General features: G+C 47.9%; 22 protein-coding genes. 17 read left to right on the top strand and 5 right to left on the bottom strand.

Features of this window, described 5'->3' with window-relative positions; translation table 11 throughout:
- The first annotated feature begins 26 nt into the window (after positions 1-26).
- Positions 27-1,454, top strand: a complete 1,428-nt coding sequence (locus tag ABD836_RS06765) for a mannose-1-phosphate guanylyltransferase/mannose-6-phosphate isomerase (RefSeq protein ID WP_344933802.1) — start codon at positions 27-29, stop codon at positions 1,452-1,454.
- A gap of 379 nt (positions 1,455-1,833) precedes the next feature.
- Here ABD836_RS06765 and ABD836_RS06760 read toward each other — a convergent pair whose 3' ends face one another.
- The 3 genes from ABD836_RS06760 to ABD836_RS06750 form a co-directional block, all read right to left on the bottom strand.
- A complete protein-coding gene (locus tag ABD836_RS06760) occupies positions 1,834-4,095 on the bottom strand; it encodes a polysaccharide biosynthesis tyrosine autokinase (protein ID WP_344933800.1) in 2,262 nt (753 codons plus the stop codon).
- 97 nt (positions 4,096-4,192) lie between these two features.
- Positions 4,193-5,329, bottom strand: a complete 1,137-nt coding sequence (locus tag ABD836_RS06755) for a polysaccharide export protein (RefSeq protein ID WP_344933796.1) — start codon at positions 5,327-5,329, stop codon at positions 4,193-4,195.
- Between the two features lie 52 nt (positions 5,330-5,381).
- Positions 5,382-5,531 (bottom strand): hypothetical protein, encoded by a 150-nt coding sequence (locus tag ABD836_RS06750; RefSeq protein ID WP_344933794.1) that lies wholly within the window; start codon positions 5,529-5,531, stop codon positions 5,382-5,384.
- 1,033 nt (positions 5,532-6,564) lie between these two features.
- Here ABD836_RS06750 and ABD836_RS06745 point away from each other — a divergent pair.
- From ABD836_RS06745 to galE, 16 genes are all read left to right on the top strand, one after another.
- Positions 6,565-7,944, top strand: coding sequence for an undecaprenyl-phosphate glucose phosphotransferase (locus ABD836_RS06745; RefSeq protein ID WP_344933792.1), 1,380 nt, complete (start codon positions 6,565-6,567; stop codon positions 7,942-7,944).
- A 17-nt stretch (positions 7,945-7,961) separates the two neighbouring features.
- The gene (locus tag ABD836_RS06740) at positions 7,962-8,822 is read left to right on the top strand and encodes a sulfotransferase domain-containing protein (RefSeq protein WP_344933790.1); all 861 of its coding nucleotides are present in this window, start codon (positions 7,962-7,964) and stop codon (positions 8,820-8,822) included.
- A complete protein-coding gene (locus ABD836_RS06735; RefSeq protein ID WP_344933788.1) occupies positions 8,815-9,933 on the top strand; it encodes a hypothetical protein in 1,119 nt (372 codons plus the stop codon). The genes ABD836_RS06740 and ABD836_RS06735 overlap by 8 nt, the downstream gene beginning before the upstream one ends.
- A 49-nt stretch (positions 9,934-9,982) precedes the next feature.
- Positions 9,983-10,864: a glycosyltransferase family 2 protein gene (locus ABD836_RS06730; protein ID WP_344933786.1), complete on the top strand. Its 882-nt coding sequence runs from the start codon at positions 9,983-9,985 to the stop codon at positions 10,862-10,864.
- A gap of 82 nt (positions 10,865-10,946) precedes the next feature.
- Positions 10,947-12,020, top strand: a complete 1,074-nt coding sequence (gene rfbB, locus ABD836_RS06725; RefSeq protein WP_344933784.1) for a dTDP-glucose 4,6-dehydratase — start codon at positions 10,947-10,949, stop codon at positions 12,018-12,020.
- A gap of 220 nt (positions 12,021-12,240) precedes the next feature.
- Positions 12,241-13,125, top strand: a complete 885-nt coding sequence (gene rfbA, locus ABD836_RS06720) for a glucose-1-phosphate thymidylyltransferase RfbA (protein ID WP_344933782.1) — start codon at positions 12,241-12,243, stop codon at positions 13,123-13,125.
- Between the two features lie 17 nt (positions 13,126-13,142).
- Positions 13,143-13,682: a dTDP-4-dehydrorhamnose 3,5-epimerase gene (gene rfbC / locus ABD836_RS06715; RefSeq protein WP_344933780.1), complete on the top strand. Its 540-nt coding sequence runs from the start codon at positions 13,143-13,145 to the stop codon at positions 13,680-13,682.
- Positions 13,683-13,696: 14 nt separating this feature from the next.
- Complete coding sequence (rfbD, locus tag ABD836_RS06710) at positions 13,697-14,587, top strand: dTDP-4-dehydrorhamnose reductase (RefSeq protein WP_344933778.1); 891 nt, start codon at positions 13,697-13,699, stop codon at positions 14,585-14,587.
- Positions 14,588-14,598: 11 nt separating this feature from the next.
- Complete coding sequence (locus tag ABD836_RS06705) at positions 14,599-15,507, top strand: glycosyltransferase family 2 protein (protein WP_344933774.1); 909 nt, start codon at positions 14,599-14,601, stop codon at positions 15,505-15,507.
- Between the two features lie 22 nt (positions 15,508-15,529).
- Positions 15,530-16,816: an oligosaccharide flippase family protein gene (locus tag ABD836_RS06700; protein ID WP_344933770.1), complete on the top strand. Its 1,287-nt coding sequence runs from the start codon at positions 15,530-15,532 to the stop codon at positions 16,814-16,816.
- A gap of 106 nt (positions 16,817-16,922) precedes the next feature.
- Positions 16,923-17,093: a sugar phosphate nucleotidyltransferase gene (locus ABD836_RS19565; protein ID WP_486389712.1), complete on the top strand. Its 171-nt coding sequence runs from the start codon at positions 16,923-16,925 to the stop codon at positions 17,091-17,093.
- A gap of 12 nt (positions 17,094-17,105) precedes the next feature.
- Positions 17,106-17,306 carry a hypothetical protein gene (locus tag ABD836_RS19560; protein ID WP_486389711.1) on the top strand — a complete coding sequence of 67 codons (201 nt, stop codon included), beginning with the start codon at positions 17,106-17,108 and terminating at the stop codon, positions 17,304-17,306.
- On the top strand, positions 17,307-17,846 hold the full coding sequence (locus tag ABD836_RS19555) for a sugar phosphate nucleotidyltransferase (RefSeq protein ID WP_486389710.1): 540 nt from the start codon (positions 17,307-17,309) through the stop codon (positions 17,844-17,846).
- Positions 17,828-18,313, top strand: a complete 486-nt coding sequence (locus tag ABD836_RS19490) for a cupin domain-containing protein (protein WP_425583024.1) — start codon at positions 17,828-17,830, stop codon at positions 18,311-18,313. The genes ABD836_RS19555 and ABD836_RS19490 overlap by 19 nt, the downstream gene beginning before the upstream one ends.
- Positions 18,314-18,502: 189 nt before the next feature.
- Positions 18,503-19,840 (top strand): UDP-glucose dehydrogenase family protein, encoded by a 1,338-nt coding sequence (locus ABD836_RS06690; RefSeq protein ID WP_344933768.1) that lies wholly within the window; start codon positions 18,503-18,505, stop codon positions 19,838-19,840.
- Between the two features lie 601 nt (positions 19,841-20,441).
- Entirely contained in the window at positions 20,442-21,461 is a 1,020-nt protein-coding gene (gene galE, locus ABD836_RS06685) for a UDP-glucose 4-epimerase GalE (protein WP_344933766.1), read from the top strand.
- A gap of 102 nt (positions 21,462-21,563) precedes the next feature.
- On the opposite strand, the gene ABD836_RS06680 is transcribed toward galE, so the two are convergent.
- Both ABD836_RS06680 and ABD836_RS06675 read right to left on the bottom strand, forming a co-directional pair.
- Complete coding sequence (locus ABD836_RS06680; RefSeq protein WP_344933764.1) at positions 21,564-21,914, bottom strand: hypothetical protein; 351 nt, start codon at positions 21,912-21,914, stop codon at positions 21,564-21,566.
- 196 nt (positions 21,915-22,110) lie between these two features.
- Positions 22,111-24,000, bottom strand: a complete 1,890-nt coding sequence (locus tag ABD836_RS06675) for a VacB/RNase II family 3'-5' exoribonuclease (protein ID WP_344933762.1) — start codon at positions 23,998-24,000, stop codon at positions 22,111-22,113.
- Between the last annotated feature and the right edge of the window lie 145 nt (positions 24,001-24,145).

Below are 24,145 nucleotides of genomic sequence, written 5' to 3'. Positions count from 1 at the left end.
ACCACTAAAGACCACAAGGAAACTTCATGAAGACCATTATTATGGCTGGCGGCAGCGGAAGTCGATTATGGCCCTCCAGTCGCAGTAAGTTTCCCAAGCAGTTTCTGGCTATCGCGGGTCAAGATACGATGTTGCAGGCAACGCTCGCGCGGGTAGCAGGCTTAAGTGACGAAGCGTGCTCGATTATTTGCAATGAAGATCATCGTTTCATCGTAGCTCAGCAAGCTCAGGAAATGGGCGCGAACTTAGGCTCTATAATATTAGAACCAGTAGGCCGCAACACCGCGCCAGCAATCGCCTTAGCGGCATTTGATGCATTAGAAAGCGCGAAAGGCGAAGCGCCGCTGCTGCTCATTATGGCGGCGGATCATGTGGTGAACGACGAGCCCGCTTTTCACGCTGCAGTGGCAACAGCGCGTATCCACGCCCAAGCTGGAAAATTAGTGACCTTTGGCATTGTGCCAGAATCCCCGCACACCGGTTATGGCTATATTCAGCGTGGCGTAGCAATTGATGGAAGTAAAGAAGCGGCTTATACGGTGTCTCGTTTCGTTGAAAAACCGGATGCCGATACCGCGCAAAGCTACCTGACCGAGGGTGGTTATTACTGGAATAGCGGCATGTTCTTGTTCGCTGCTGATGTGTATTTGAACGAACTCAAAGCCTATCGCCCAGAAATATACGCTGCATGCGAGAAAGCCTTTGCCAATCGCAGCCGCGATGCCGACTTTTTGCGAATTGACGCCGAGGCATTTGAAGCCTGTCCAGATGACTCCATTGACTATGCAGTAATGGAAAAAACCGACAAAGCCGCTGTGGTGCCGTTAGCTGCGGGTTGGAGTGACGTAGGTGCCTGGTCATCGCTATGGGAAATTGGTGATCGAGATGCCAATGGCAATGTGGTCAGCGGCGACGTGCTCAGCTACAACACCAGCAACTCCTATATACGGGCAGAACACCGCTTGGTCGCCACCGTTGGTTTAGACAATATAGTCGTAGTAGAAACCAACGACGCTATACTGGTCGCGGCTAAAGACCAAGTTCAAGACGTGAAAAAAATAGTAGAAGCACTAAAAGCGCAAAACAGAAGCGAAGTAAATTTACATCGCCATGTATACCGTCCTTGGGGTGTATACGACTCCATAGACAACGGCGAACGCTACCAAGTAAAACGGATTACCGTTAAGCCCGGTGCAAAACTTTCTGTACAAATGCATCACCACCGCGCCGAACACTGGATTGTGGTATCAGGCACCGCCAAAGTCACCAATGGTGACAAAGAACTCATGCTAACCGAAAACCAATCTACCTATATACCGGTAGGGGTTGTGCACGCATTAGAAAACCCAGGGAAAATTCCACTCGAATTAATAGAAGTGCAGTCCGGCTCCTACCTAGGCGAAGACGACATCGTCCGGTTTGAAGACCGCTATGGTCGAGTGCCAAAGAGCTAAACTCACCCGCGAGATCCTTGCGAACGCGAGGATCTCCTATCACTGTACGTTGTAACGGCAAGATACCCGATCGGAGTCGGGTATGACGGGATGGGCTTAGTCGTCATCCTTGCGAACGCGAGGATCTCTTACCACTGCACGTTGTACAGGGAAGATACCCGATCGGGGTCGGGTATGACGGGGTGGGCTTAGTCGTCATCCTTGCGAACGCGAGGATCTCTTACCACTAGACGCTGCACCGGGCAGATACCCGATCGGAGTCGGGTATGACGGGGTGGGTTTAGTCGAGTATGACTAGGTCGAGTATGACGAGGCAGCAAAGCCGGCAAGTCGAAGCAGCGGGGCCGGTTTTAGCCACGTGCCCCATAACGCTAAAGAATCAGCTATCAGCCTTATCCGATTTGTACTCGTACTGGTAATAACCATAACCATAACCGTAGCCATATCCATAGCCAGAAGCGCGGCGTTCTACCGCGTTCAGCACTACGCCTTTCACGGTAATACCATTCTGTTCAAAGCGGTGTTTAGTCACTTCCAGCTCTTTAACAGGGTTCAAACCAAAGCGCGCCACAAGCATGGTCACGCCGCATTGACGGCCAATAATCGCAGCATCGGTAACAGCCATAATCGGCGGCGTATCAACAATAACCAAATCATACTCACCACTTACCGCTTCCAGTAACTCAGTAAGCCCTTTGCTCATTAACAGCTCAGAAGGATTCGGTGGTATGGCACCCCTTGGCAAAATAAACAGCTCGCCAATTTTGGTGGGCTTAATCGCATCTTTTAGCTGTACTCGTTTACTCAAAACATCGGACACGCCATTTTCAGGGCCCATCTCAAACATTTTGTGCATATAACCTTTACGTAAATCCATGTCGATTAGCAGTACGCGTTGGCCTGCTTGAGCGATAACCGCCGCTAAGTTACCCGACACAAACGACTTGCCCACATTGGGACTGGGGCCAGAGATCATCATAATATTGTTACTGGCTTCCAGCATGGCAAAGTGCAAGCTGGTCCGTAAGCTGCGTAATGCTTCTATGGTGATATCAGTCGGGTTACGTTGGGCCAGCAGCACTGTTGGGTGCTGGTTGCGTATTTTGCGTAATTTCCGTGCCGAATGGCGACCGCCAAAATCCAACTTGCGCTGCTCGTCAGATAGTGGGATAGACGCATAAACGGGTAGGCCAATCGCCTCTAAATCGTCTGGGTTTTCAATGCCGCGATTTAGCGCCGCGCGAAGCAGTACCAGCGCCACCCCTAAAAAGCCGCCTAAAAGCGTCGCAATAACGGCAATAAGTGCCTTTTTAGGCTTTACGGGCTCTTCAATATTGACTGCTGCGTCATCAATAATCCGCACGTTGCCGACAGTGCCCGCGCGAACAATATCCAATTCCTGAATATTGTTCAGCATTTGGGTGTAAATCTCGGTGCCAACTTCTAGATCGCGCTTTAAACCTAGTAATTCTTGCTGAGTTTCTGGTAGGCCTTTAATTCGGGTGTTGAATTCGGCTTTGCGGGCGACTTGTTCCGCCATTTGTTCCCGCCATGCTTGGTAGGCGGGGTGGTCGCGGGTGTATTTACGATCTAACTCGGCTTGTTGTAACTGCAATTCAGCAATGCCAGATTCAATCTCAACCACTTGGTCTAACAATGCTTCGGCTTCGGCGCTGATGTTCACCGAGCCTACTTTTACCTGATAGGCATTAAATTTTTGCTCAGCTAATTCGAGGTCTTTTTTGATATTGGGCAGCTGCTCTCGCAAAAAATCCAAGCTCTTGGCAGCTTCAGCCGACTGTCGCTCTACGTTTTGACGCAGGTAGGTGTTGGCAATCACGTTTAGAATTTCTTCGGCGCGGTCGGGGTTAGTGTCTTCTATGGCTAGCGCCAAAATGCCTGAATCTTTACCGCGTTCAGAAGCAGCAACGGTTTCCTGCAATCCGATAATGGCGCTTAAGCGGCGTAGGCGAGTGACTGAAAATTGCGTGCCTGGCCGGGCATGTAAACTTGGTATGTAAAGCTCGTAGCCTTCTGCGCTTGCAAGTTTGCCAATTTCGCCACTAAGCAAGGCGTCGCCGTCGGGGGATAACAGCGTAAAGCTGCCATCGTTGTCGGTGATTAGGGTGTGCTCTTTGTTAAATAGTGCGGCGGGAACGTCAAATCGGGTGATTTTAATGCGCTCACCACCCCAGGCGTAGGAACCAAAGCCCAGCACTGGCGTATTAAGCTCATTTTCTTCGCCAGCAAAACGCCGAGCAATTGCGCGGCCAATAACAGGAAAGTAGTGAGGATCTACCAGAATATCTAAATCAAGATTATCGACTGCCGTGCCAATCACCTTGCGGCTTTTTAATAACTCGATTTCAGTAATGGCTGCAGATTCGCCACCAAACATCTCGGTTACGTCGCTCATGCCGGGTAGGCCAGGCGATTTCTCTTCTACTTGAATAATGGCATTGGCACGGTAGACAGGCGAGGCCAATAAAGCGTAGCTCACGCCAATGACCATAAATACGCTTGTGATGGCCGCAATTAATAGTTTTTGATCCCAAAGGGTGGCAAGCAGCGCGAGTAAATCTATTTCGTCATCTTGTGCTTGTTGTCGCGGGGCCGAGTTGCTGGGCGTGTTAGTGGTCATAAAATAAAATACCAAAAATATAAATCTGGGTGCGCTGCCAGCATCACGTCGAGCTGGCAGAAGTTATTGTTTGTCGTTGGAGGCTGCGCGACAAAGCTTAGTTACTCTCAATATCGCCAATAGTATCTGTTGCGATAATAGACGGCAGCAACTGGCTTAAGAACCGGTTCCAGCGAGTGATTGGCGCAGGTGACACATAAACCACATCGCGCGCTTCTAGCGGGAAGCGATCAGCCAGCATAAAGCCTACTGCGGAACTCGCGTTTAGGTGGAAAATGGTCGCAGTGTAGACAGGTAAGCCCTGTTCATCGCGGTTTACACCGGTATTGCGCAATACATAAATTCCCCGGCCGTCGGCCCGGTTTTCATTTATGCCATTCGCTGTGGCGAGGGCTTCTGCCAAGCTGGTGCCATTGCGCGACATATTAAGGCTTTGTGGGCGGTTCACTTCGCCTAGCACAAACACTTTTTCGGCGTCGTTGCGTGGCACATGAATTAGGTCGCCGTCTTGCAATAAAAAGTTTTCAGACCAACTGCCCTGTTCATACAAAGAACGTAAGGAAATTTGCCGAGTAGCACCGTTGCGGGTCAGCGTGATTTCACCCCAGGCCGCCGTCTCCGCGAGGCCGCCTTGCTGCTCAATAGCATCTAGTAATGTTAATGGCGTATTGGTTATGGGAACGATGCCGGGCTTAAGTACTGAGCCGCTAATATAAGCCTTTTGGCTTTGGAATGAGGCCACGCGTACATCGATTTGCGGACGTTTGATCACCGAGCCAAGCCGATTTTGCAGTAAGGTCTGCACTTCGCCGGTGGTTAAACCGGACACCGCTATTTCACCAGCGTAAGGATAAAACACCGAACCATCGGCTTTTACGACGTTGCCGCCTTCCTCTGCGCTACGAAATGAGCCAGAAGGAATGGTTAGCTCGGGGTGCTCCCATACGGTAATGGTCAATACATCACCGGGTGCAATGCGGTATTCATAATTCAGCATTGCGGCTTGTAGCTCAGGATTCAGGCTAGGCTGAACAGACGACTGAGTGGCAAGGTGGCTGAGTACCGTGGCATTAATAGGAATGTATTCAATATTGGTGGTGGCTGGGCTGTAATCTTCTGGGGTGTCGTCAAACCACAGTGAATTAACCCGGCTCATACTAGAACCGGGGACCACCGTGCACGCGCTGCTGGTGGCAAAACACACCGTGATAAGACAAGTTTTAAATACATTCATGCAGAAAAGTCCTTAGCTGCGTTGTTGTTGGTCTTTGTGAAAAAGAGAGGATTTAGACCAAAAATATATACATATCACGCACATACAATAAATGTGCCGACTGGCCGCAACCGCCGTAAAGACCTGCAGTGAGCAAACCGCATACGCCACATTCCGTCTCAGCGACTGCCGTAAAGCGGCCAATGATACCTAGCTTCACCATAGTGCACCAGCCCCCGGCATGAGCTGGACTGCCATAATCTGAAAAGTGGGATGGAGTTAGTGCTATTCCCCTTTCTATATAAGCAGCAAGAGACGGGTAGGCTGATTTCTGTGATGGGCTTGAAAATTCACTACTCAGGATCGGCGTCGCTTGGGTCAGCCGTGATGAGGCTAGGACTCGTCTCCAAGAACAGGTGCTAGGCAATGGCCCTGACTTTAGTCTTCATTATGTCTTGTGCCGATCCCTGTTGGGTATCCTTTTGGAGGGGCGAATAAAACATGGTTAGCGGTAATCTTCAGCCCCCTTATTCTCGGGGTGCGTCGCTCCAGCGCTAAGCTGGTACAGTGGGAATTATTTGGGCGCGGTGGACTAACAATGCAGCTATCATTATTAGGGCTTGTGTCGCCCTAACGCAAAAATATGATTTTAAACAAAGTGTCATCGAAAAAAGGTATCGTGCCTCCCTCTGGTTACAGGTGCTTGGCGTATTTAAGAGGGAATTGTGAGCCTTTATCAGGTCTCGGGCTGCCAGTTTGGCTTGAGTCGCTGGCCTGTAAATTGCTTAACCGTATACAAAGGTCGCGTTGGAAGTTTTCAGGCCACAAGGAGTGGGTGCAGACTTAGCACCGGAAGGCCCGAAATGTAGCAATTACCGATATGGGTGCTTGGAATTTGCACTAAACTAACGCAAAATTGCGCTCCATTTTGAGACTTGCTTCGAATTTCGGTGCAATTGCTCAAGTTGAGGCTAAAATTAAGGTTCGTCTCTGGAAATAATGGTCGGACTAGTTCGTGAAAGGGCATGTGTTTAGTGGCAGCCAAGGGATACTGCTAGCGACATGTGCTAACAAAGAAACATTTAAATAATTCCGATGCGAGGGAGTTGCTGTTGTGGGTAAGAATCATTTCTATATAGAGTTGTCGCTCCGAAGTGTAGCAGTAAATGCCATATCTCTTTCGTTAGTAACGTCTGTCCAAAATATTAATAAGGTGGAAAATCCAAACTCTTTAATGTTTGGTTGGAGTCATGAGAATGCAAGATAAACCATTTATCTCCGAATCTAAGCTGCGCATTGCCTTATTGCATCGCACAACCGACATGGCGATCATTCCTTTTTCTGCATACATAGCAAATGGCCTGGTCCATGGCTATATAGGCATGAGTAATTATCTTGGCCTGACAATGGCTATCAGTATGCTTATAGCGCTATGGCTATATCCCGTCCTCGGCTTGTATAGAGCGTGGCGTGGTGAGTGGTTGGGGAAAGAGCTTTTAAATGCTTCGCAGGCTTGGACATTTAATTTTTTGATACTAGCATTTATTCTTTATATTACTGGGAATGCGAACCCTGATCGTGTCGTGTATTTTTCGTCGTGGTATTTGTTGGGGTTAATTGGCAGTGTGCTGACTCGTTCTGGTGTGCGCTTATTTTTGAATAATTTGCGGGAGCATGGTCGCAATAAGACTCATATCATAGTGGTTGGTGACAATGGGTTGGCTACCAGCACGATTAAAACTCTTAAAAAGTCAGATTGGACAGGATTTAATGTGGTGGGCTATTTTGGCCGCTCAGAAATTGTCGGTGAGAAGCTCTTAGGTTCTTATGGTGAAATCAATGAATATCTTGATGAGCACAGCTCGTCTGTAGATCAAGTCTGGATAGCAATGCCGTTAGCCAAAGAGAGGGAGATTAACGCCATTCTAGAACAATTGCGTTTCGCGACACAAGACGTTCGATTCGTTCCTGGGATTGAAGGTTTTAGGCTTATTAATAATTCAGTTGCACAAATTGCCGATATGCCAGTGCTGAATTTGCAAATATCACCGATGACGGGGATGAACCGTTTCCTTAAAGCTGTTGAAGATCGGCTTTTAGCTGCACTTATTCTTGCTGCAATCAGTCCGGTTATGCTCTTGTTGGCCGTGGGGGTGAAGCTCACCTCGCCAGGCCCAGTATTCTATCGTCAAGAACGAGTTAGTCGCGCCGGCAAGCCTTTTATGATGTACAAATTTCGCTCTATGCCGGTAGATACTGAAAGGAGTGGTGTGCAATGGGGGGGAGCTGCGACTAAAGCGACTAATAGGTTTGGGCGATTTATTCGTAAAACTAGCTTAGATGAGTTACCCCAATTTTTGAATGTGCTGTTTGGTGATATGTCTATTGTTGGGCCAAGGCCAGAGCGAACCCAGTTTGTGAATGAATTTAAATACAGTATCGATGGATATATGCAAAAGCATATGGTTAAAGCAGGTATTACTGGTTGGGCTCAAGTGAATGGTTGGCGTGGGGATACTGATCTGCAGAAGCGAATCGAGTGTGATCTATATTATATAAATCATTGGTCTGTTTGGATGGACATCCGGATTATAGTTATAACTATTTTTCGAAGTTTTGCGCGTGTTGGTGAATAAGAGTGTTTTAAATATTTATGAAGAATATTAGTTTTTGTGTTGTTGGTGCGCAAAAAGCGGGTACAACTTCGGTTCATGAAGCGCTAATTAGGGTGCCTAATATTTCTTTGCCTTGGAATAAGGAGTCTAATTATTTTTTTTCTGAAGTCGGTATGTCCGCTGCTGACTATTTGTCAAAGTTCCACGCTGAGAATTCCCAGAGGGCTGATGTTTTTTTTGGAGAGGTAAACCCGGAATATTGCACTAGCCTGGTTGCTCTTGAAAATCTTAAAGCGATGAATTCTAGTATTAAGATAATATTTATTATGCGGGACCCATTTAGTAGAGCGTGCAGTCAGTATGATATGAACGTGAGGCGAGGGCGAGAGTGCAGGCCTTTTGAGCAGGCAATCACGGAGTCGGTAGGTGAGAAAGAGCTAATTAAACATTTTAATTATATTGAACGGTCGGACTATCTGGCAATTGTTGAAAATTTAGTGCATGTTTTTCCGCGAGAAAATATACTTTTTCTTAATTATAGTGATATGGAAAGTAGTCCTCAGGTCTTTCTGAATAAAATGTTGGATTTTATTGGATGTGATTCGTATGTTGGTGAGGATGCGGGTATTAGCCGTCATAATGTGAATGCTAGGCCTATATTTCCTTTGGTGGAATGGTTGATTAGCAAAGAGAGTTTGATTAAGAAAATATTGAGGATACCGTTTAGGCTGGTCTTTCGAGGTCCTTCCGTAAGACATAAAATACTGACGTTTTTTGAGGTTGTTAACCATCGAGAAGTTGAGCGAGTGAGGAGCTGTTCGGATAGGGAAGCGTTCGATAGCGTGTTGATGCTGGACGCTGCTTCACTTAAAGAGATGACGGGAGTGGATATTGCGTAAATTTATATGGTATTCACCATCGGGGTTTGCGTCAATAGTATTTGTTCTGTATTTAATTCCACTTTTATTTTGTTATGTCCAAAATACGGATTTAATGGCGAGGTATGTCGGGGGTATTAAGCTTGAGCTTGTGACCCTTGCTGCGGTCGTTTTTTTTAACTTGCTATTGTTGTTGCTGGTTTTTCTGGTTAACGGATATGTTGTGGCGCGCCCTGTAATACCGTGGCGAGAGCGGAAGTCTGTCTGTTTGGTTTTTGGTGTGCTGTACTTATTTGTAGGGTTTTATGCGGTTTATCAGTTGGTAGTCAATCTTGATTTGTTGCAGCTTTTTTATTTTGGTTGGGATGATCATTTTGTTAAGTCTATCGGTGCTCTTATACCGGAGCAAGGGCTCCTTAGGTATTTTTTCCTGTTGCAGTTTTTAATTTTAGGATATTTCTTAATAATAGATCATGTTAACTCGCGTCTTTTGCTTTTTGTCCTCGGTGTTTTTGTGGTGGCCGGTTTAGCTGTAACGACTAGGCGGGAGCCATTGGTGGTGTTTTTTTTAGCGCTTATGCTTAGGTTTCGTGACAGAGATTGGGTTTTTTACGTACTAGGGGCTGCGATTTTTTCTTCAATTTTAGCGTTGGTTTACTTGCGGTTCGATGATTTTTTTAATGACTTCTTGACTTCCGAGGAATTTTATCCGTTTCAGTTTTCAGCTTATTTGATACAGGAATCATATTTTAAGCCGAGCGTATTGCTGAGTACGCCTATGCGATATTTTATAGACGTGAACCCTGGGATATCTTGGCAAATCCGGTATGATTTGTTTGCGCATGATGGCCCTGGACCAACGGTGTCAATGGCTGGAGTCTTTTATGCTTACGGATTTTTGATCCCTGCGTTTATGCTAGGGATCGTTGTGGTCGTAATTAGTAATTTTTATAAGCTGTATGGAAGTCGTAGAAGTGGGGTCCTTAGTTGTATTTACGCATTCCTGCTTATGAAATTGTTGAATATTATGCGCTCTGGTGAGCTACCTATTATTATGATTGATATGTTTATTTTTTTAATGATGGCTTTTTTGGTGAGTTTTATTTCACGTAGAGTGTCTTCTGGAAATTGAATTTTTGCGGTTTATGTCTTTTAAATTTTACGAATAAGGCGGTGTTTGGGTGAGTGTTTTGGGGGTTATTGTTTGCTATCATCCCGATGGTGATATTTTAAAGCGTATAGATGTCTTGAGTGAGCAGTGTGACTTTTTAGTTGTTTATGATAACAGTGAGCATGTAAATACAAGTATTGCATCGCATGTTTTCAATAAAAGCAATGTGGAACTAATTTCAAATGGAGAAAATGTTGGTATTGCCACCGCTTTGAACTACGCGGTGACAAAGGCTATGCTAGATGGTTATAAATACCTGCTCTCATCTGACCAAGACACTGATTTTGAGCACAATTATGTGTGTAGAATGTTGAGCGTGTTAGAGGAAAACGAAGGTGTGCGTTTATTGGCGCCTCTATATTTTGACAAGAATAGGGGTAAGAATGCATCTTTTCCCGTTCGAAAAGGGTGTTTCGCTATAAGGAATGATCTTTCGCGTTGCGCGTCTCTCCAGAAAGTATTCGCCGCCATAACTTCAGGAATGATTTATGATGTTTCGGTATTTGAAGAATTAGGTGGTTTTATCGATGATTATTTTATCGATTACGTCGATAATGAGTTTTGTTTACGCGCAGTCAGTAACAATATAGATGTTTTTGTCAGTCCCGATATTGTTGTTAGGCATGCATTGGGTGACCGAACATCTATAGCGGGTATTTCGCCAACAAATTATAGTCCGTTGCGGAAATATTATATGACGAGGAATCGATTTGATGTGTACAAGAAATATTTTGTCAAATTCCCTTTCTTTGTGTTCTATGATTTTTTGGCTTTTGGTTGGGATTTAGCTCGGATTGTTTTGTTCGAATCGGATAAGAGCTTAAAGCTTAAGTATGTTGTCTATGCCTTGAAGGATTTTGTGTTTAATAAGATGGGTAAATTCAGTAGATAAGTTTATGCGGTGGACTTTTGTAAATTAAATTTTATGCATAGCCGACGAAGGCTAGGATTTATGGCGGTATGGAGAAACTCGTTTGAAAATATTAATTACCGGCGGTGCCGGTTTTATTGGCAGTGCGGTGGTTCGGCATATTCTGGCAGACACCGATGCGGCAGTTGTGAATGTCGATTTGCTCACCTATGCCGGTAATCTGGAGTCCATTCCTGCCGCGCTTCAAAGTGAGCGCTATGCGTTTACCCAAGTGGATATCTGTGATTTGGCGGCCTTAAATGCGGTCTTTGCCGAGCATCAGCCTGATCTGGTGATGCACCTTGCCGCCGAAAGTCATGTCGACCGCTCTATTGATGGCCCCGGCGCGTTTATCCAAACCAATGTGGTTGGCACTTACACCATGCTGGAGGCCGCCCGCGCGTATTGGCAAAGTCTGGCTGGCGATAAGAAAGCCGGTTTTCGATTCCACCATATTTCTACTGACGAGGTTTATGGTGATCTCCACGGTACGAGCGATTTGTTTACTGAAACTACCGCTTATGAACCTAGCTCGCCTTATTCGGCCAGTAAAGCCAGTTCTGACCACCTAGTAAGAGCGTGGGGTCGTACCTTTGGTTTGCCGATTATTGTGACCAACTGCTCCAATAATTATGGCCCTTACCATTTCCCTGAAAAGCTCGTCCCTCATATTATTCTTAACGCCCTGCACGGCAAACCCTTGCCCGTTTACGGTGATGGCAGTCAAATTCGCGACTGGCTCTACGTCGAGGATCACGCCCGCGCCTTATTTAAGGTGGTTAATGAGGGGGCGCTCGGTGAGACCTACAATATTGGCGGTCATAATGAAAAGCGCAATATTGAGGTGGTAGAGACCATTTGTGAATTACTTGAAGAGTTTGCCCCGGAAAATGCTAACTCCCGCGCTAGCGGCAAGGGCTTTAAAGACCTCATCACCTTTGTTAAAGATCGCCCTGGGCATGATGTTCGCTATGCGATTGATGCCGGTAAAATTCAGCGCGAACTGGGCTGGGTACCCCAAGAAACCTTTGAGTCCGGTATCCGTAAAACCGTGCAGTGGTATCTGGACAATCCCCAGTGGTGGCAGCGGGTATTGTCTGGAGATTACAAGTTGGATCGTATTGGTGATGCGGACTGAATGCTTGACGGTTATCGAATACTTGGCCGGAGCAAGGCCTAGATCCTCGCTTTCGCAAGGATGACGATAAAAGCGGCATTTTGCAGGCTGTTATTTATTTCATGGAAATAGCCCCCAAGAGGGTCCTGCAAGGAGTGATTAGTTCTCACGGGGCGCTAGCTAAACAAAACAGACATTTAGGCCTGAAATTTTCTCCATCAGGTCTTAAAAAGGACGCAATATGAGCAAGAAATACAAAGGCATTATTCTCGCTGGTGGCTCTGGCACCCGTTTACACCCTATTACCATGGGTATCTCCAAACAGTTGTTGCCTATCTACGATAAACCGATGATTTACTACCCCTTGTCAGTGCTTATGCTGTCGGGGATTCGCGATATTTTGGTGATATCCACGCCTACCGATTTACCGGGCTTCCAGCGCCTATTGGGTGACGGCAGTCAGTTTGGTGCCAGTATCTCCTATGCTGAGCAGCCGAGCCCTGATGGTTTGGCTCAGGCATTTACCATCGGCGCTGATTTCATCGGTAACGACAATGTTAGTTTGGTGTTGGGCGACAATATTTTCTATGGCCAGCATTTCTCCGACAACCTTAAAAGCGCCATGGCCAAAGAGGCTGGCGCGACGGTATTTGGTTATCATGTCACCGATCCGGAGCGCTTTGGGGTGGTTGAATTTGGCGATGATGGCAAGGCGATTAGTATTGAAGAAAAGCCCGCCAAGCCCAAATCAGCCTACGCGGTCACCGGCCTGTATTTCTATGACAACGACGTAGTTGAGATCGCCCGTAATATAAAGCCCTCTCCGCGTGGCGAGCTGGAAATCACCGATATAAATCTTGCCTACCTCAATCGCGGCGATTTAAACGTTGAAGTACTGGGCCGCGGTTTTGCATGGCTGGACACCGGAACCCATGATTCCTTAATCGATGCGGGTCAATTTGTGCAAACTGTTGAGCATCGCCAAGGCTTGAAGGTCGCTTGCTTAGAAGAAATTGCCTATCGACAGGGCTGGATAACTACAGAGCAACTACTGCAACAGGGCGAAGCCTTAAAGAAAACCGGCTATGGCCAATACCTGCTGCGCGTTGCCAGCGGTTATAAGTAAGTGACATTGAGACCGCTATGAACGTTATTCAAACCAAACTCAAAGACTGCGTCATTATTGAGCCCAAGGTCTTTGGTGACCACCGAGGCTTCTTTTTAGAAACCTTTCAGGCCGATCGCTACCGCGATATGGCCGGTATCAGTCTGCCCTTTGTGCAGGACAATCATTCCCGCTCGGCCAAGGGCGTACTGCGCGGCTTACATTTTCAAAAGACCAAGCCCCAGGGCAAATTAGTGCGGGTGGTCAGTGGTGAGGTCTATGATGTTGCCGTGGATATCCGGCCGGACTCGCCAAGCTTTGGCTTGTGGGAAGGCGTTATTCTCTCCGAAGAAAACAAACGCCAGTTCTGGGTGCCACCGGGCTTTGCCCACGGTTTTGTAGTACTTAGTGATACCGCTGACTTTGAATACAAATGTACTGACTATTATGACCCGACTGACGAGGGCAGCTTGATCTGGAATGATCCCGCTATGGCGATTACCTGGCCACTGGATAATCCTACCTTGTCAGACAAAGACAGTAAGGCGCGGACCTTTGCCGAGCTGTTTCAGTCGTGAGTGCGCAGACAGCAATGCATCTGCTGGTAACAGGCGCTAATGGGCAGTTGGGTCAATGCTTGGCTGACCAGCTTCGTGCACAAGCAATTCCGCACACGTTATTGACCCGTCAAGACGCCGACATCAATGACACCGTTGTACTGGAAAAGATCATTGCCAACAACGGCGTGACGGCCATTATTAACGCCGCGGCGTATACCGCGGTGGATAAAGCCGAGTCTGAGCCCGAATTGGCTCAGCGGATTAATGTCGATGGGCCAACCGCATTGGCTAAGCTCAGCGCCCGGTTTGATATCCCCTTATTGCATGTTTCTACTGACTACGTATTCGACGGTAATCAGCAAACGCCTTACATCGAAACGGATGCAACCGGCCCAACTGGGGTCTATGGCCAAACCAAACTCGATGGCGAGTTGGCCATACAGCGCCATGCGACAAAATACATTATTATGCGCACCGCTTGGGTGTTTAGTGAATATGGCAATAACTTCTTAAAGACCATGCTGCGGCTGGCAAAGGAGCGGGACGTGCTCGGCGTGGTTGCCGACCAAGTGGGTTGCCCGACCTATGCTGGGGATATCGCGCAGGCATTAATCAGTGTTGCTCGGCAATTGCACGAGCGTGAAAAGCAAGGCCTAGCAGAAGCGCGCTACGGTATTTATCACTATGCTGGCGACGAGGCGGTGAGCTGGCACGGCTTTGCCATGGCGATATTTGAGGAAGCTCACCAGCGGGGTGCCTTAACCAATATACCGGTGGTGAATGCCATCGCAACGCAATATTACCCAACCCCAGCGAAGCGGCCTGTGTATTCAGTGTTGAGTACAGTTAAACTTAGCCATGATTACGGAGTCGATGCGAGCGATTGGCGGGCGGTGTTAAGTGGTGTGCTTCTAAAAAACTAGGCGTAGTGTAAATGAATTTTACAGTTGTAATCCCGACATATAATGCCGGCCCGATGTGGCAAGAAGCAATTTTAGCGATTAAACGCCAGACCTTGTGTCCCGCAAAAGTAGTGGTTATTGACTCTAGTTCTACAGACAACACAGCTCAAATCGCACTAGATTCTGGATTTGAAGTTCATATCATTGATAAGGCTAATTTTGATCATGGAGGGACGCGCTCTAGTGCCCTAGAGTTTGTTGATACTGAGTTTGTTGTATTTCTAACTCAAGATGCAGTGCTAAATGGGGTAGAGGATATTTCCCAGCTTTTGATGGTATTTCAAAATGAACTAATTGGCGCAGTTTACGGGCGACAATTGCCTCACTTCGATGCTAATCCCTTAGCGAAGTATGCACGTGAAAATAGTTATGGCAATGAAAGCTACATTACTACATTGAGTGATGAGTATCCGAAGGGGTTTCGAAAGGCCTTCATGTCTAATTCATTCGCGGCATACCGTTTAAGTGTGCTCAACGATGTTGGTGGCTTTCCGTCGAAATTGATTTTGGGGGAAGATTCTTTTGTCGCGGCAAGAATCCTTACCTCAGGCCGAGCGGTAGCATATGTCGCTGAAGCGTGCGTTAGGCATTCCCATAACTATTCTGTTAATGAAGAATTTAAACGATATTTTGATATAGGTGTGTTTCATTCAACACAAAGCTGGATGTTAGACGAGCTGGGCGGAGTAGAGGGGGAGGGGGTGAAGTTCGCCTTAGGACAGCTGCGTTATATGTGCAGTTTATCTAAATTTTACTATATACCGGTCACTTTTTTTTCGTCGATTGCTAAATATGTTGGTTATCGTCTAGGCCGAAATTACCATGTTTTCAGCTTGGCCCAATGTCGAAAGTTCTCTATGTATAAAAGTTACTGGAGTTAGGTGTATTTGGGTGGGTTGCGTTGTGTTGGAAAAAATTGCAAAATTAATTTTTATTGATGAGAATAAGGAGCTAATCATAAGTTCCTTTTTTGCATTCGCAGTACGAATATTAGGTGCGCTTAGCGCTTTTTTGGCTACATTTTTTATTGCTAAGTTCTTGGGCGCTGAGGAGTCAGGTTACTATTTTTTAGCATTTTCGGTTGTTACTGTTCTGGCTGTTTTTTCGGGAGTGGGTCTAGAGAATACCGTTTTAAGATATATTGGTTCTGACTCGGCGTATTCAGCTAGCGTTTTTCAGAAATCATTGATTATTGTTTTAGTTGTGAGCTCGCTGAGTGCTGGTGGTATTTATTTTGCTTCTTATCATGTTGCGACAGTAATCTTTAGTAAACCAGCGCTGTATCCCGTTCTTCAGGCAATGTCGGTGGGGGTGATTGGCCTCGCGGTATTGACTGTTGCTTCAATGGCCTTGCAGGGGCTGCGACGAATTCCAATGTCTATTTGGATTTTAAATATATCAGTTAATTTGTTTCTAGTTGCTTGCGTATACTCCGCAGATGTTTCGTTAGCGACGTACTTAGCTTCAGCTTATAGCGTTAGTGCGATGCTCACGGCAATTTTCGGTGTGGTGTTGTTTTGGTATTTTAAGCCGAGGATTGTTGGAAGTTTTGTTTCGTGGAAGGCGGTTTTCTCTAGCTGCATGCCGTTATGGGTTGTGGCGATAATGACTCAATTGGCCCAGTGGTCTGGGCAATTTTTTGCAGGAATTTATGTGGAGAGCGATTTAGTTGCACTGCTTGCCGTTGCGCAACGAACCGCAATGCTTTCAAGCTTTGTTTTAGTTGCAGTGAATTTAGTAGTGGCGCCACAGTTCGCGGCTTTATATCGTCAAGGTGATATGTTGTCTCTTGAAATTTTGGCGATTAAATCGGTTAAGTTGATAAGCGTTCTTGCTTTGCCGCTTATTGGTATGATGTTAATTTTCCCCTCTTTTATTATGAGCATGTTCGGAAGCGAATATGTTGCGGGAGTTCCTTTGCTCCGCATTTTAGCAATAGGGCAGTTTGTGAACGCAATAACGGGATCTGTGGGCTTTCTATTGATGATGTCGGGTTATGAAAGGGATATGCGTAACTTGATGATAATTTCCGGTTGCTTTGCATTGAGTTTGACTTGGCTATTAACTGCGAATTATGGAATTATCGGTGCTGCAGTATCTACTGCGGTTGTGGTGGCAGCGCAAAATTTAATGGCGGTTTACTTCGTTAAAAAGCGTCTAGGTTTTAATACCCTAGCTGTATGGCGTTAAAAATTAAATTGAAGCTACTCATTGTTAACTATGGTTAGGGTCCGGTAGCTATGTGTTGATGTGCATAGTTGGTTTTGTATTGATGTGGATTACTTAGGGATATTTTATGAAAGCAGTGATTATGGCTGGTGGCAGCGGAAGCCGTTTATGGCCTCCTAGTCGTAGTTTGTTCCCCAAGCAGTTTTTATCGGTAGTGGGAAAGGACACCATGCTGCAAGCCACGCTTGCGCGGGTTGCTGGCTTAGGTGAAGGTAGTACTTCGGTTATTTGTAACTAAGAGCACCGCTTTGTGGTGGCGCAGCAGTTCGGCGCTGATTTAAGTTCTATTATTTTAGAGCCTGTTGGTCGTAATGCAGCGCCGCCAATTGCGCTGGCGGCCTTTGATGCGCTTGAGTCTGCCGCGGATAAAGCGCCGTTGTTGCTGATTATGGCGGCAGATCACGTGATTAATGATGTGGCGGCGTTTCATGCGGCGGTTGAAGTGGCCTAGGTGCAGGCTGAGGCGGGAAGCTTAGTTATCTTTGGGATTGTTCCCGAGTCTGCGCATACCGGCTATGGCTATATTCAGCGCGGCTCTGAAGTAGTTGGTCAGGGCGGGGCGTACGGGGATTCTCGTTTTGTTGAGAAGCCGAATGCGGTAACCGCGCAGAGTTATTGTAATAGCGGTATGTTCTTGTTTGCCGCCGATGTGTATTTGAATGAGCTAAAGACGTTTAGGCCCGATATTTATACTGCCTGTGAGAAGGCCTTTGTGAATCGTCAGCGCGATAAAGATTTTTTACGTATAGATGCCGATGCCTTTATGGCCTGCCCAGATGAATCTATTGATTATGCGGTGATGGAAAAAACCGACAAAGCAGTGGTGGTGCCGCTCTCTGGGGGTAGGAGTGATGTGGGGGCGTGGTCTTCGCTGTGGGAAATTGGCGACCAAGACGCATCAGGTAATGTGAGCCGTGGCGATGTGTTGAGCCACAATACCGTTAATTCTTATATTCGCGCTGAGCATCTTTTGTGGCCACGGTGGGTTTAGGCAATATGGTGGTTGAGACTAACGATGCAGTATTGATTGCCGCTAAAGACCAGGTACAGGATGTTAAAAAGATTGTTGAGGCTTTAAAAGCGCAGAATCGCAGTGAGGTTTCCCAGCATCGTCATGTTTACCGGCCCTGGGGTGTTTACGACTCTATCGACAATGGTGAGCGGTATCAGGTTAAGCGGATTACCGTAAAGCCGGGGGCGAAGCTGTCGGTGCAAATGCATCACCACCGCGCCGAGCATTGGATTGTGGTGTCGGGTACCGCCAAGGTAACCAATGGTGATAAAGAGATAATGCTTACTGAAAACCAATCGACCTATATTCCGGTTGGGGTTGTGCATGCGTTAGAAAACCCAGGGGTGATTCCGCTGGAGTTAATTGAAGTGCAGTCGGGCTCGTATTTGGGTGAAGACGATATAGTGCGCTTTGAAGATAGGTATGGAAGAGTGCCGAAGGCTTAGTTATAGGCCGGTAGCTTATTTTTGCGCTCCGTTGCTGAGATGGGCCCCTGCCTTCGCAGGAGCGACGGGGTAAAGATTCTCATCAATCCCACCGCTGAGCAGCCAATATTCTTTGATTTATACGTCATCTTGCCTCCTATTCTCTGTGATACACTTCTGCGCTAATTAAGCTTATTTTGGTCTAATTCGATGAAAGTTACCGTTTTTGGTATTGGTTATGTCGGTCTTGTGCAAGCTGCAGTTTTGGCTGAGGTTGGTCACGATGTGGTGTGTGTTGATGTTAATGCAGAGCGTGTCGAGAATCTTAAAAAAGGTGTAATTCCGATATTCGAACCAGGATTAACACCACTGGTACAACGTAACTATGAAGCTGGTCGCTTGGTTTTTACTACCGAAGCGGAACTAGGTGTTAAACATGGCCGTATTCAATTTATTGCGGTAGGTACACCGCCCGATGAAGATGGCTCTGCTGATTTGCAGTATGTGTTGGCGGTGGCTAAGACCATCGCTACCTATATGGATTTTCCCAAGATAATTGTCGATAAGTCGACTGTGCCGGTTGGCACGGCAGATAAGGTGAGTGCTTGTGTTGCTGCAGTGCTAGCCGAGCGTGGTGTGGAGATTGGCTTTGATGTTGTGTCTAATCCTGAGTTTTTAAAAGAGGGCGCGGCAGTGGCTGATTGTCAGCGGCCAGACCGGATTGTGATTGGCACGGATAGCCCTGCCGTTGAAGAAAAAATGCGGGAGTTGTACGCGCCGTTTAACCGTAATCATGAGCGGATGATTGTGATGGATGTGCGTTCGGCGGAGCTGACGAAATACGCCGCTAACTGCATGTTGGCGACCAAGATTAGTTTTATGAATGAAATGTCGAATTTAGCCGAGTTGCTGGGCGCGGATATTGAAAAGGTGCGTCAAGGGATTGGTTCTGATCCGCGTATTGGTTATCACTTTATTTATCCTGGTTGTGGTTATGGCGGATCTTGTTTCCCGAAAGACGTGCAGGCCTTGGTGAAAACGGCTGAGAAAGTGGGTTATGTGCCGGCTTTGTTGAAGTCAGTTGAGCAGGTAAATAGCCGTCAGAAAGATAAGTTGTTTGCTCATGTTCATTCGTATTTTAAGGGCGATTTGGCGGGTAAGCGTATAGCGTTGTGGGGTTTGTCCTTTAAGCCGAATACTGATGATATGCGTGATGCGCCAAGCCGAGTGTTGATGGAAAAACTGTGGGCGGCGGGCGCGACCGTGCAAGCCTTTGATCCCGAGGCCATGAACGAAGCACAGCGTATCTATGGTACGCGTGCAGATTTGAGCTTGATGGGCACGAAAGAGGCCGCGTTGATTGGTGCAGATGCGTTGGTGGTGTGTACTGAGTGGAATGCCTTTAAGGCGCCAGATTTTGAGGTGCTTAAAGCGCATTTAAAGCATCCGGTTATTATTGATGGCCGTAACTTGTATGAGCCTGAAATGTTAGAGGCTTATGGTATTGCCTATTATGGTATTGGTCGGGGTCGGAGTGTAGTGGTATAAGATCCTCGCGTTCGCAAGGATGACGGTGATTGGGAGTTGCGCAATGCCCATGCTATTCGCCACAGCCGGCCCCGCTACCACGTCATGCTGACTCCGTTGCTTCGTCATACCCGACTCCCCCAACTTCGTTATACCTGACCCCGATCGGGTATCTTGCAGTTGCAGAGTGCGGTGGTAGGAGATCCTCGCATTCGCAAGGATGACGGGTGTGTGGGCTTTCGTCATGCCCGACCCCGATCGGGTATCTTGTGGTTACAGCGTGCGGTGGTATGAGATCCTCGCGTTCGCAAGGATGACGGTGATGTGGGCTTTCGTCATGCCCGACCCCGATCGGGTATCTTGTGGTTACAGCGTGCGGTGGTATTAGATCCTCGCTTTCGCAAGGATGACGGTGATGAGCGTTCAAAAGGGTGGCGGTGACAAGCATTCGTAGGGGCGACGATAATTAAAACGGTTAAACTCTAGTTAATTTATATCTCTGCTCGGCCTTAACTGGGTATTTTGCGTGCGTTTACCGTTGATTTATCACGGCCTCTCTCTTTATTAGTTATCTTCTAGTGTTTTGCATTACCATTACGCTTTTTACAGCGGATGTGGGTGTATGGAGACGATTCTTGTTACCGGTGGTGCCGGGTATATTGGCAGTCATACTGTAGTCGAGTTGCTTAATGCCGGTTACGGAGTAGTGATTGTTGATAATTTGGTGAACAGCAATATAGCTGTTTTGCCTCGTATTGAAACTATTTGCGGTAAGTCTCCGGTTTTTGTTAACGCCGATGTTCGCGATCCGCTTGCGATGGCAGCGGTATTTTCTGATCACGCTATTGATGCTGTTATTCATTTTGCTGGTTTAAAGGCGGTGGGTGAGAGTGTTGAGCAGCCTATTCGTTATTACGAGAATAATGTGCATGGCACGATGGTGTTGTGTCAGGCGATGGCTGATGCTGGCGTGTTTAAACTGGTATTTAGCTCCTCTGCCACGGTGTATGGGCCAGATGCGCCGGTGCCTTATGTTGAGACAATGGCATTGGGCCAGCCCTCTAGCCCCTATGGCGCGTCTAAAGCTGTAGTCGAGCGGATTTTGGCTGATCTGTGTGTGTCGGATTCTCGCTGGGCGATTGCTGCGCTGCGTTATTTCAACCCTATTGGTGCTCATGAGTCGGGTTTGATTGGTGAGGACCCTAAGGGCATTCCTAATAATTTAATGCCCTTTATTGCGCGTGTTGCTGTTGGTAAATTAGCCGAGTTGGCGATATTTGGTGATGACTACGAGACGCCAGATGGTACTTGTCAGCGCGATTACCTGCATGTGGTGGATTTGGCCGAAGGGCATTGCCAGTCGCTTCTTGCTTTGGAAAAACCGGGTTTGCATGCGTTTAATCTAGGTACTGGGCAGGGTGTGTCGGTGCTGGATATGGTGAAGGCGTTTGAGACCGTTACTGGGCAGGCGGTACCCTATAAAATTGCGCCGCGCCGCAGCGGTGATTTACCTGCGTTTTGGGCGAATGCCGATAAGGCGAAGCGAGAGTTAAATTGGGTTGCCGGGCGAACGCTAGAGCAGATGATGGCGGATACGTGGCGTTGGCAGAGCGGGAATCCAGATGGGTTTGCGGAGGGGTGATTGATTAGTTCTCCGTAATACCCACGCTATTCGCAATACCCAGCGCATTCGGCAAACACCCCAAACTCGTTATACCCGACACCGATCGGATATCTTGCCGTTTCAGCGTGCAGTGGTATTAGATCCTCGCATTCGCAAGGATGACGATGATTGTAATGTTGTGTCATGCCCACACTGTGGCACGCCCACCACATTCGTCATACCCGACTCCGCTGCTTCGTCATACCCGACCCGGATCGGGTATCTTGTCGGTACAACGTGCAGTGGTATGAGATCCTCGCGTTCGCAAGGATGACGATAATTGTGGAGTTGCGTCATGCCTGACTCCGCCACCACGTCATACCCGACCCCGATCGGGTATCTTGCCGGTACAACGTGCAGTGGTATGAGATCCTCGCGTTCGCAAGGATGACGGAAATTGTGGGGTTGTGCCATGTCCACGCTAATCGTCACAGCCGGCTCCGCTAGCTCGTCATGCAAGACCCCGCTGCTTCGTCATACCCTACTCCGATCGGGTATCTTGCCTTTACAGGGTGCAGTGGTATCAGGTCTTCGCTTTTGTAAAAGTGTCGAATAAACAAGGGAGGTACAGGGCGACGTCGAGTGAGGAGTCGGGCGCCCACTATAGAGGCGCCCCTTAAACGCAGCTTCAAGCCAATATAAACATTAGCTTCCGCTGAAAATCATCTAGCTCAGATACTTTTACATTTACCTTTTGTTCTAGCTGGTAGCTGTTGTGGTCGTTGTATAGGCGCAGGGTGTCGGCGTCGAAGCTGAGTTTTTCGGGTATGGTGCGGGCTTCTACAAAGCCGTTTATGCCGAGGTCTTCGAGCTCTACGGTGAAGCCGCCGCCGTTGACGTGGGCGATGCGGGCTGGGTAGACGGTGTCGCTGGTGTTGGTTGCTAGGTATTGGTATTGCAGCCACTGTTCCATTTGGTTGCTGGCTTGGCGGCCGTTGCGTATTGCGTCTTGCAGGGCTGTTGCGGTGTCTTCGTCTGGGCGCTGGATGGTTTCCCCGCGCAGTTTGGCGCGGATGCAACGTTGCACGATCAGGTCGCTGTATTTACGCAGTGGCGAGGTGAATGTGGTGTAGCGCTCTAGACCAAGACCAAAGTGTGGTGCTGCTTCGGCGCTGATGGTGCCGGGCTGTAGCATGCGTGCAAAGGTGCTGCGTAGCGGTAAGCTTGAGCTACTGGTGTCGCAGGCTTTAATCAGTGCTTTGTAGCCGGCTAAGGTGCTTATGTCGCAGTCACCTAGTTCGGGTAATTCTTTGGCCATGACTTTGCGAACATTGTCTAGGCGATCTTCACGTAGGCCTGCATGACTCACGAATAGCGCTGGGTCGTCGCCCAACCACTCGGCGGCGCTGCGGTTGGCGGCGAGCATGCACTCTTCCACAAGGCGATGTGCGTCGTTGCGTTCAACTTTAACAATGGCTTCGATTTTACGCTGTTCATTTAGCTGAAAATGGAAGTCTGCCTGCTCGGGCATCACGATATGGTGTTCGCGGCGATACTTATTCAGTGCCTGGCTGGCGGTGTACAGATCTTTTAGGCTGGGCAGCGCTAAATCCATTTCGCCGTGAATGTCTGCGTGTACGTCGTTGTAGCTCAGCTTGCCTTGGGAGTGGATTAGCGCTTCGCTGAATTGAACGTCGCTGATAGCGCCGTCGGTGCTGATTTGCATGGTGCAGACGATTGCCGGGCGGTCTTCATTGGCGAGGAGCGAGCAGGCACCTTGCGAGACGGAGTTGGGCATCATGGGCTGATTAAAGCCCGGCAGGTAAACACTACTGGCGCGCAGCTTCGCGGCGAGATCGATTGGGCTGCCGGGGGCAATAACCGCGCCGGGGTCGGCGACGGCCACTTTTAGCAGCCAGCCTTTATCGTTGCTTTGTGCCCACAGCGCGTCGTCTAAGTCGCGGGTTTCTGCGGCGTCGATGGTTACGAAGGGCAGTTCGCGGAGGTCTTCGCGGTCGTTTAAATAAACGTCTTCGGTGATACCTGCGCTGGCTGGCCAATCGCGGGGCAGCTTGAATTTACGCTGGGTGTATTTGCCTTCAATGCCGGGCTGATCTGGACTGCCGATGTTTTCTAATACTTTGACCTGCGATTTGCCGTCTTTGAACGGGTGTTGTGCCACTTGGCAGTACAGCAAGTCGCCTTCCGCGCATTTTTTACGCTGTGACGGTGGAATAAACAGTAATTTATTGAAGCGTGGTAGATCGGGCTCAACAAAATGGCCTTGGCCGCGCACCACGTAGCGACCGGTAAAGCAGTCCAGCGGGCTGTCGATCAGCTTTTCTAGCTCGGCTTTAAATTTTCCCTTGTCGTCGGTGTGCACGGTGATTTTAACCCGGTCACCGGGGAATACCCGCTGCATATCATCTGGCGCGAGGAATACGTCGCGTTTGTCGTCTAGGCGGACAAAACCGAAGCGGCGCTGACTGCCGCGAACTTCGCCCTCACCTTGGTCTTTGGTGTCAATGATATGGGTTTTTAGTTGGCGGAGCTGCTGCAGGGCATTTTTGTCGAGCATGGAGGCTTGGTACCTGTATTCGGGTCGCTAAAAAGGGGTACAGGGTAGCGGAAATGCGTTGCTGAGTCTTCCGATATCAAAGTAATAACGGTTGACAATGATGGCCATCGCTTTTAATAATCAAGCTACGCTGTGATGTATGGAG

This window comes from Zhongshania borealis (assembly GCF_039539625.1).
GTDB classification, from domain to species: domain Bacteria; phylum Pseudomonadota; class Gammaproteobacteria; order Pseudomonadales; family Spongiibacteraceae; genus Spongiibacter; species Spongiibacter borealis.
The sequence above is the reverse complement of the archived record's forward strand: the minus strand, read 5'-3'. Positions and strand labels throughout refer to the sequence as shown.

What these genes read in the sequence shown, in the direction of transcription:
- ABD836_RS06765 (WP_344933802.1), top strand. Translation starts at nt 27, where the DNA reads ATGAAGACCATTATTATGGCTGGCGGCAGCGGAAGTCGATTATGGCCC.
- ABD836_RS06760 (WP_344933800.1), bottom strand. Translation starts at nt 4,095, where the DNA reads ATGACCACTAACACGCCCAGCAACTCGGCCCCGCGACAACAAGCACAA.
- ABD836_RS06755 (WP_344933796.1), bottom strand. Translation starts at nt 5,329, where the DNA reads ATGAATGTATTTAAAACTTGTCTTATCACGGTGTGTTTTGCCACCAGC.
- ABD836_RS06750 (WP_344933794.1), bottom strand. Translation starts at nt 5,531, where the DNA reads ATGGTGAAGCTAGGTATCATTGGCCGCTTTACGGCAGTCGCTGAGACG.
- ABD836_RS06745 (WP_344933792.1), top strand. Translation starts at nt 6,565, where the DNA reads ATGCAAGATAAACCATTTATCTCCGAATCTAAGCTGCGCATTGCCTTA.
- ABD836_RS06740 (WP_344933790.1), top strand. Translation starts at nt 7,962, where the DNA reads ATGAAGAATATTAGTTTTTGTGTTGTTGGTGCGCAAAAAGCGGGTACA.
- rfbA (WP_344933782.1), top strand. Translation starts at nt 12,241, where the DNA reads ATGAGCAAGAAATACAAAGGCATTATTCTCGCTGGTGGCTCTGGCACC.
- rfbC (WP_344933780.1), top strand. Translation starts at nt 13,143, where the DNA reads ATGAACGTTATTCAAACCAAACTCAAAGACTGCGTCATTATTGAGCCC.
- rfbD (WP_344933778.1), top strand. Translation starts at nt 13,697, where the DNA reads ATGCATCTGCTGGTAACAGGCGCTAATGGGCAGTTGGGTCAATGCTTG.
- ABD836_RS06705 (WP_344933774.1), top strand. Translation starts at nt 14,599, where the DNA reads ATGAATTTTACAGTTGTAATCCCGACATATAATGCCGGCCCGATGTGG.
- ABD836_RS19565 (WP_486389712.1), top strand. Translation starts at nt 16,923, where the DNA reads ATGAAAGCAGTGATTATGGCTGGTGGCAGCGGAAGCCGTTTATGGCCT.
- ABD836_RS06690 (WP_344933768.1), top strand. Translation starts at nt 18,503, where the DNA reads ATGAAAGTTACCGTTTTTGGTATTGGTTATGTCGGTCTTGTGCAAGCT.
- galE (WP_344933766.1), top strand. Translation starts at nt 20,442, where the DNA reads ATGGAGACGATTCTTGTTACCGGTGGTGCCGGGTATATTGGCAGTCAT.
- ABD836_RS06675 (WP_344933762.1), bottom strand. Translation starts at nt 24,000, where the DNA reads ATGCTCGACAAAAATGCCCTGCAGCAGCTCCGCCAACTAAAAACCCAT.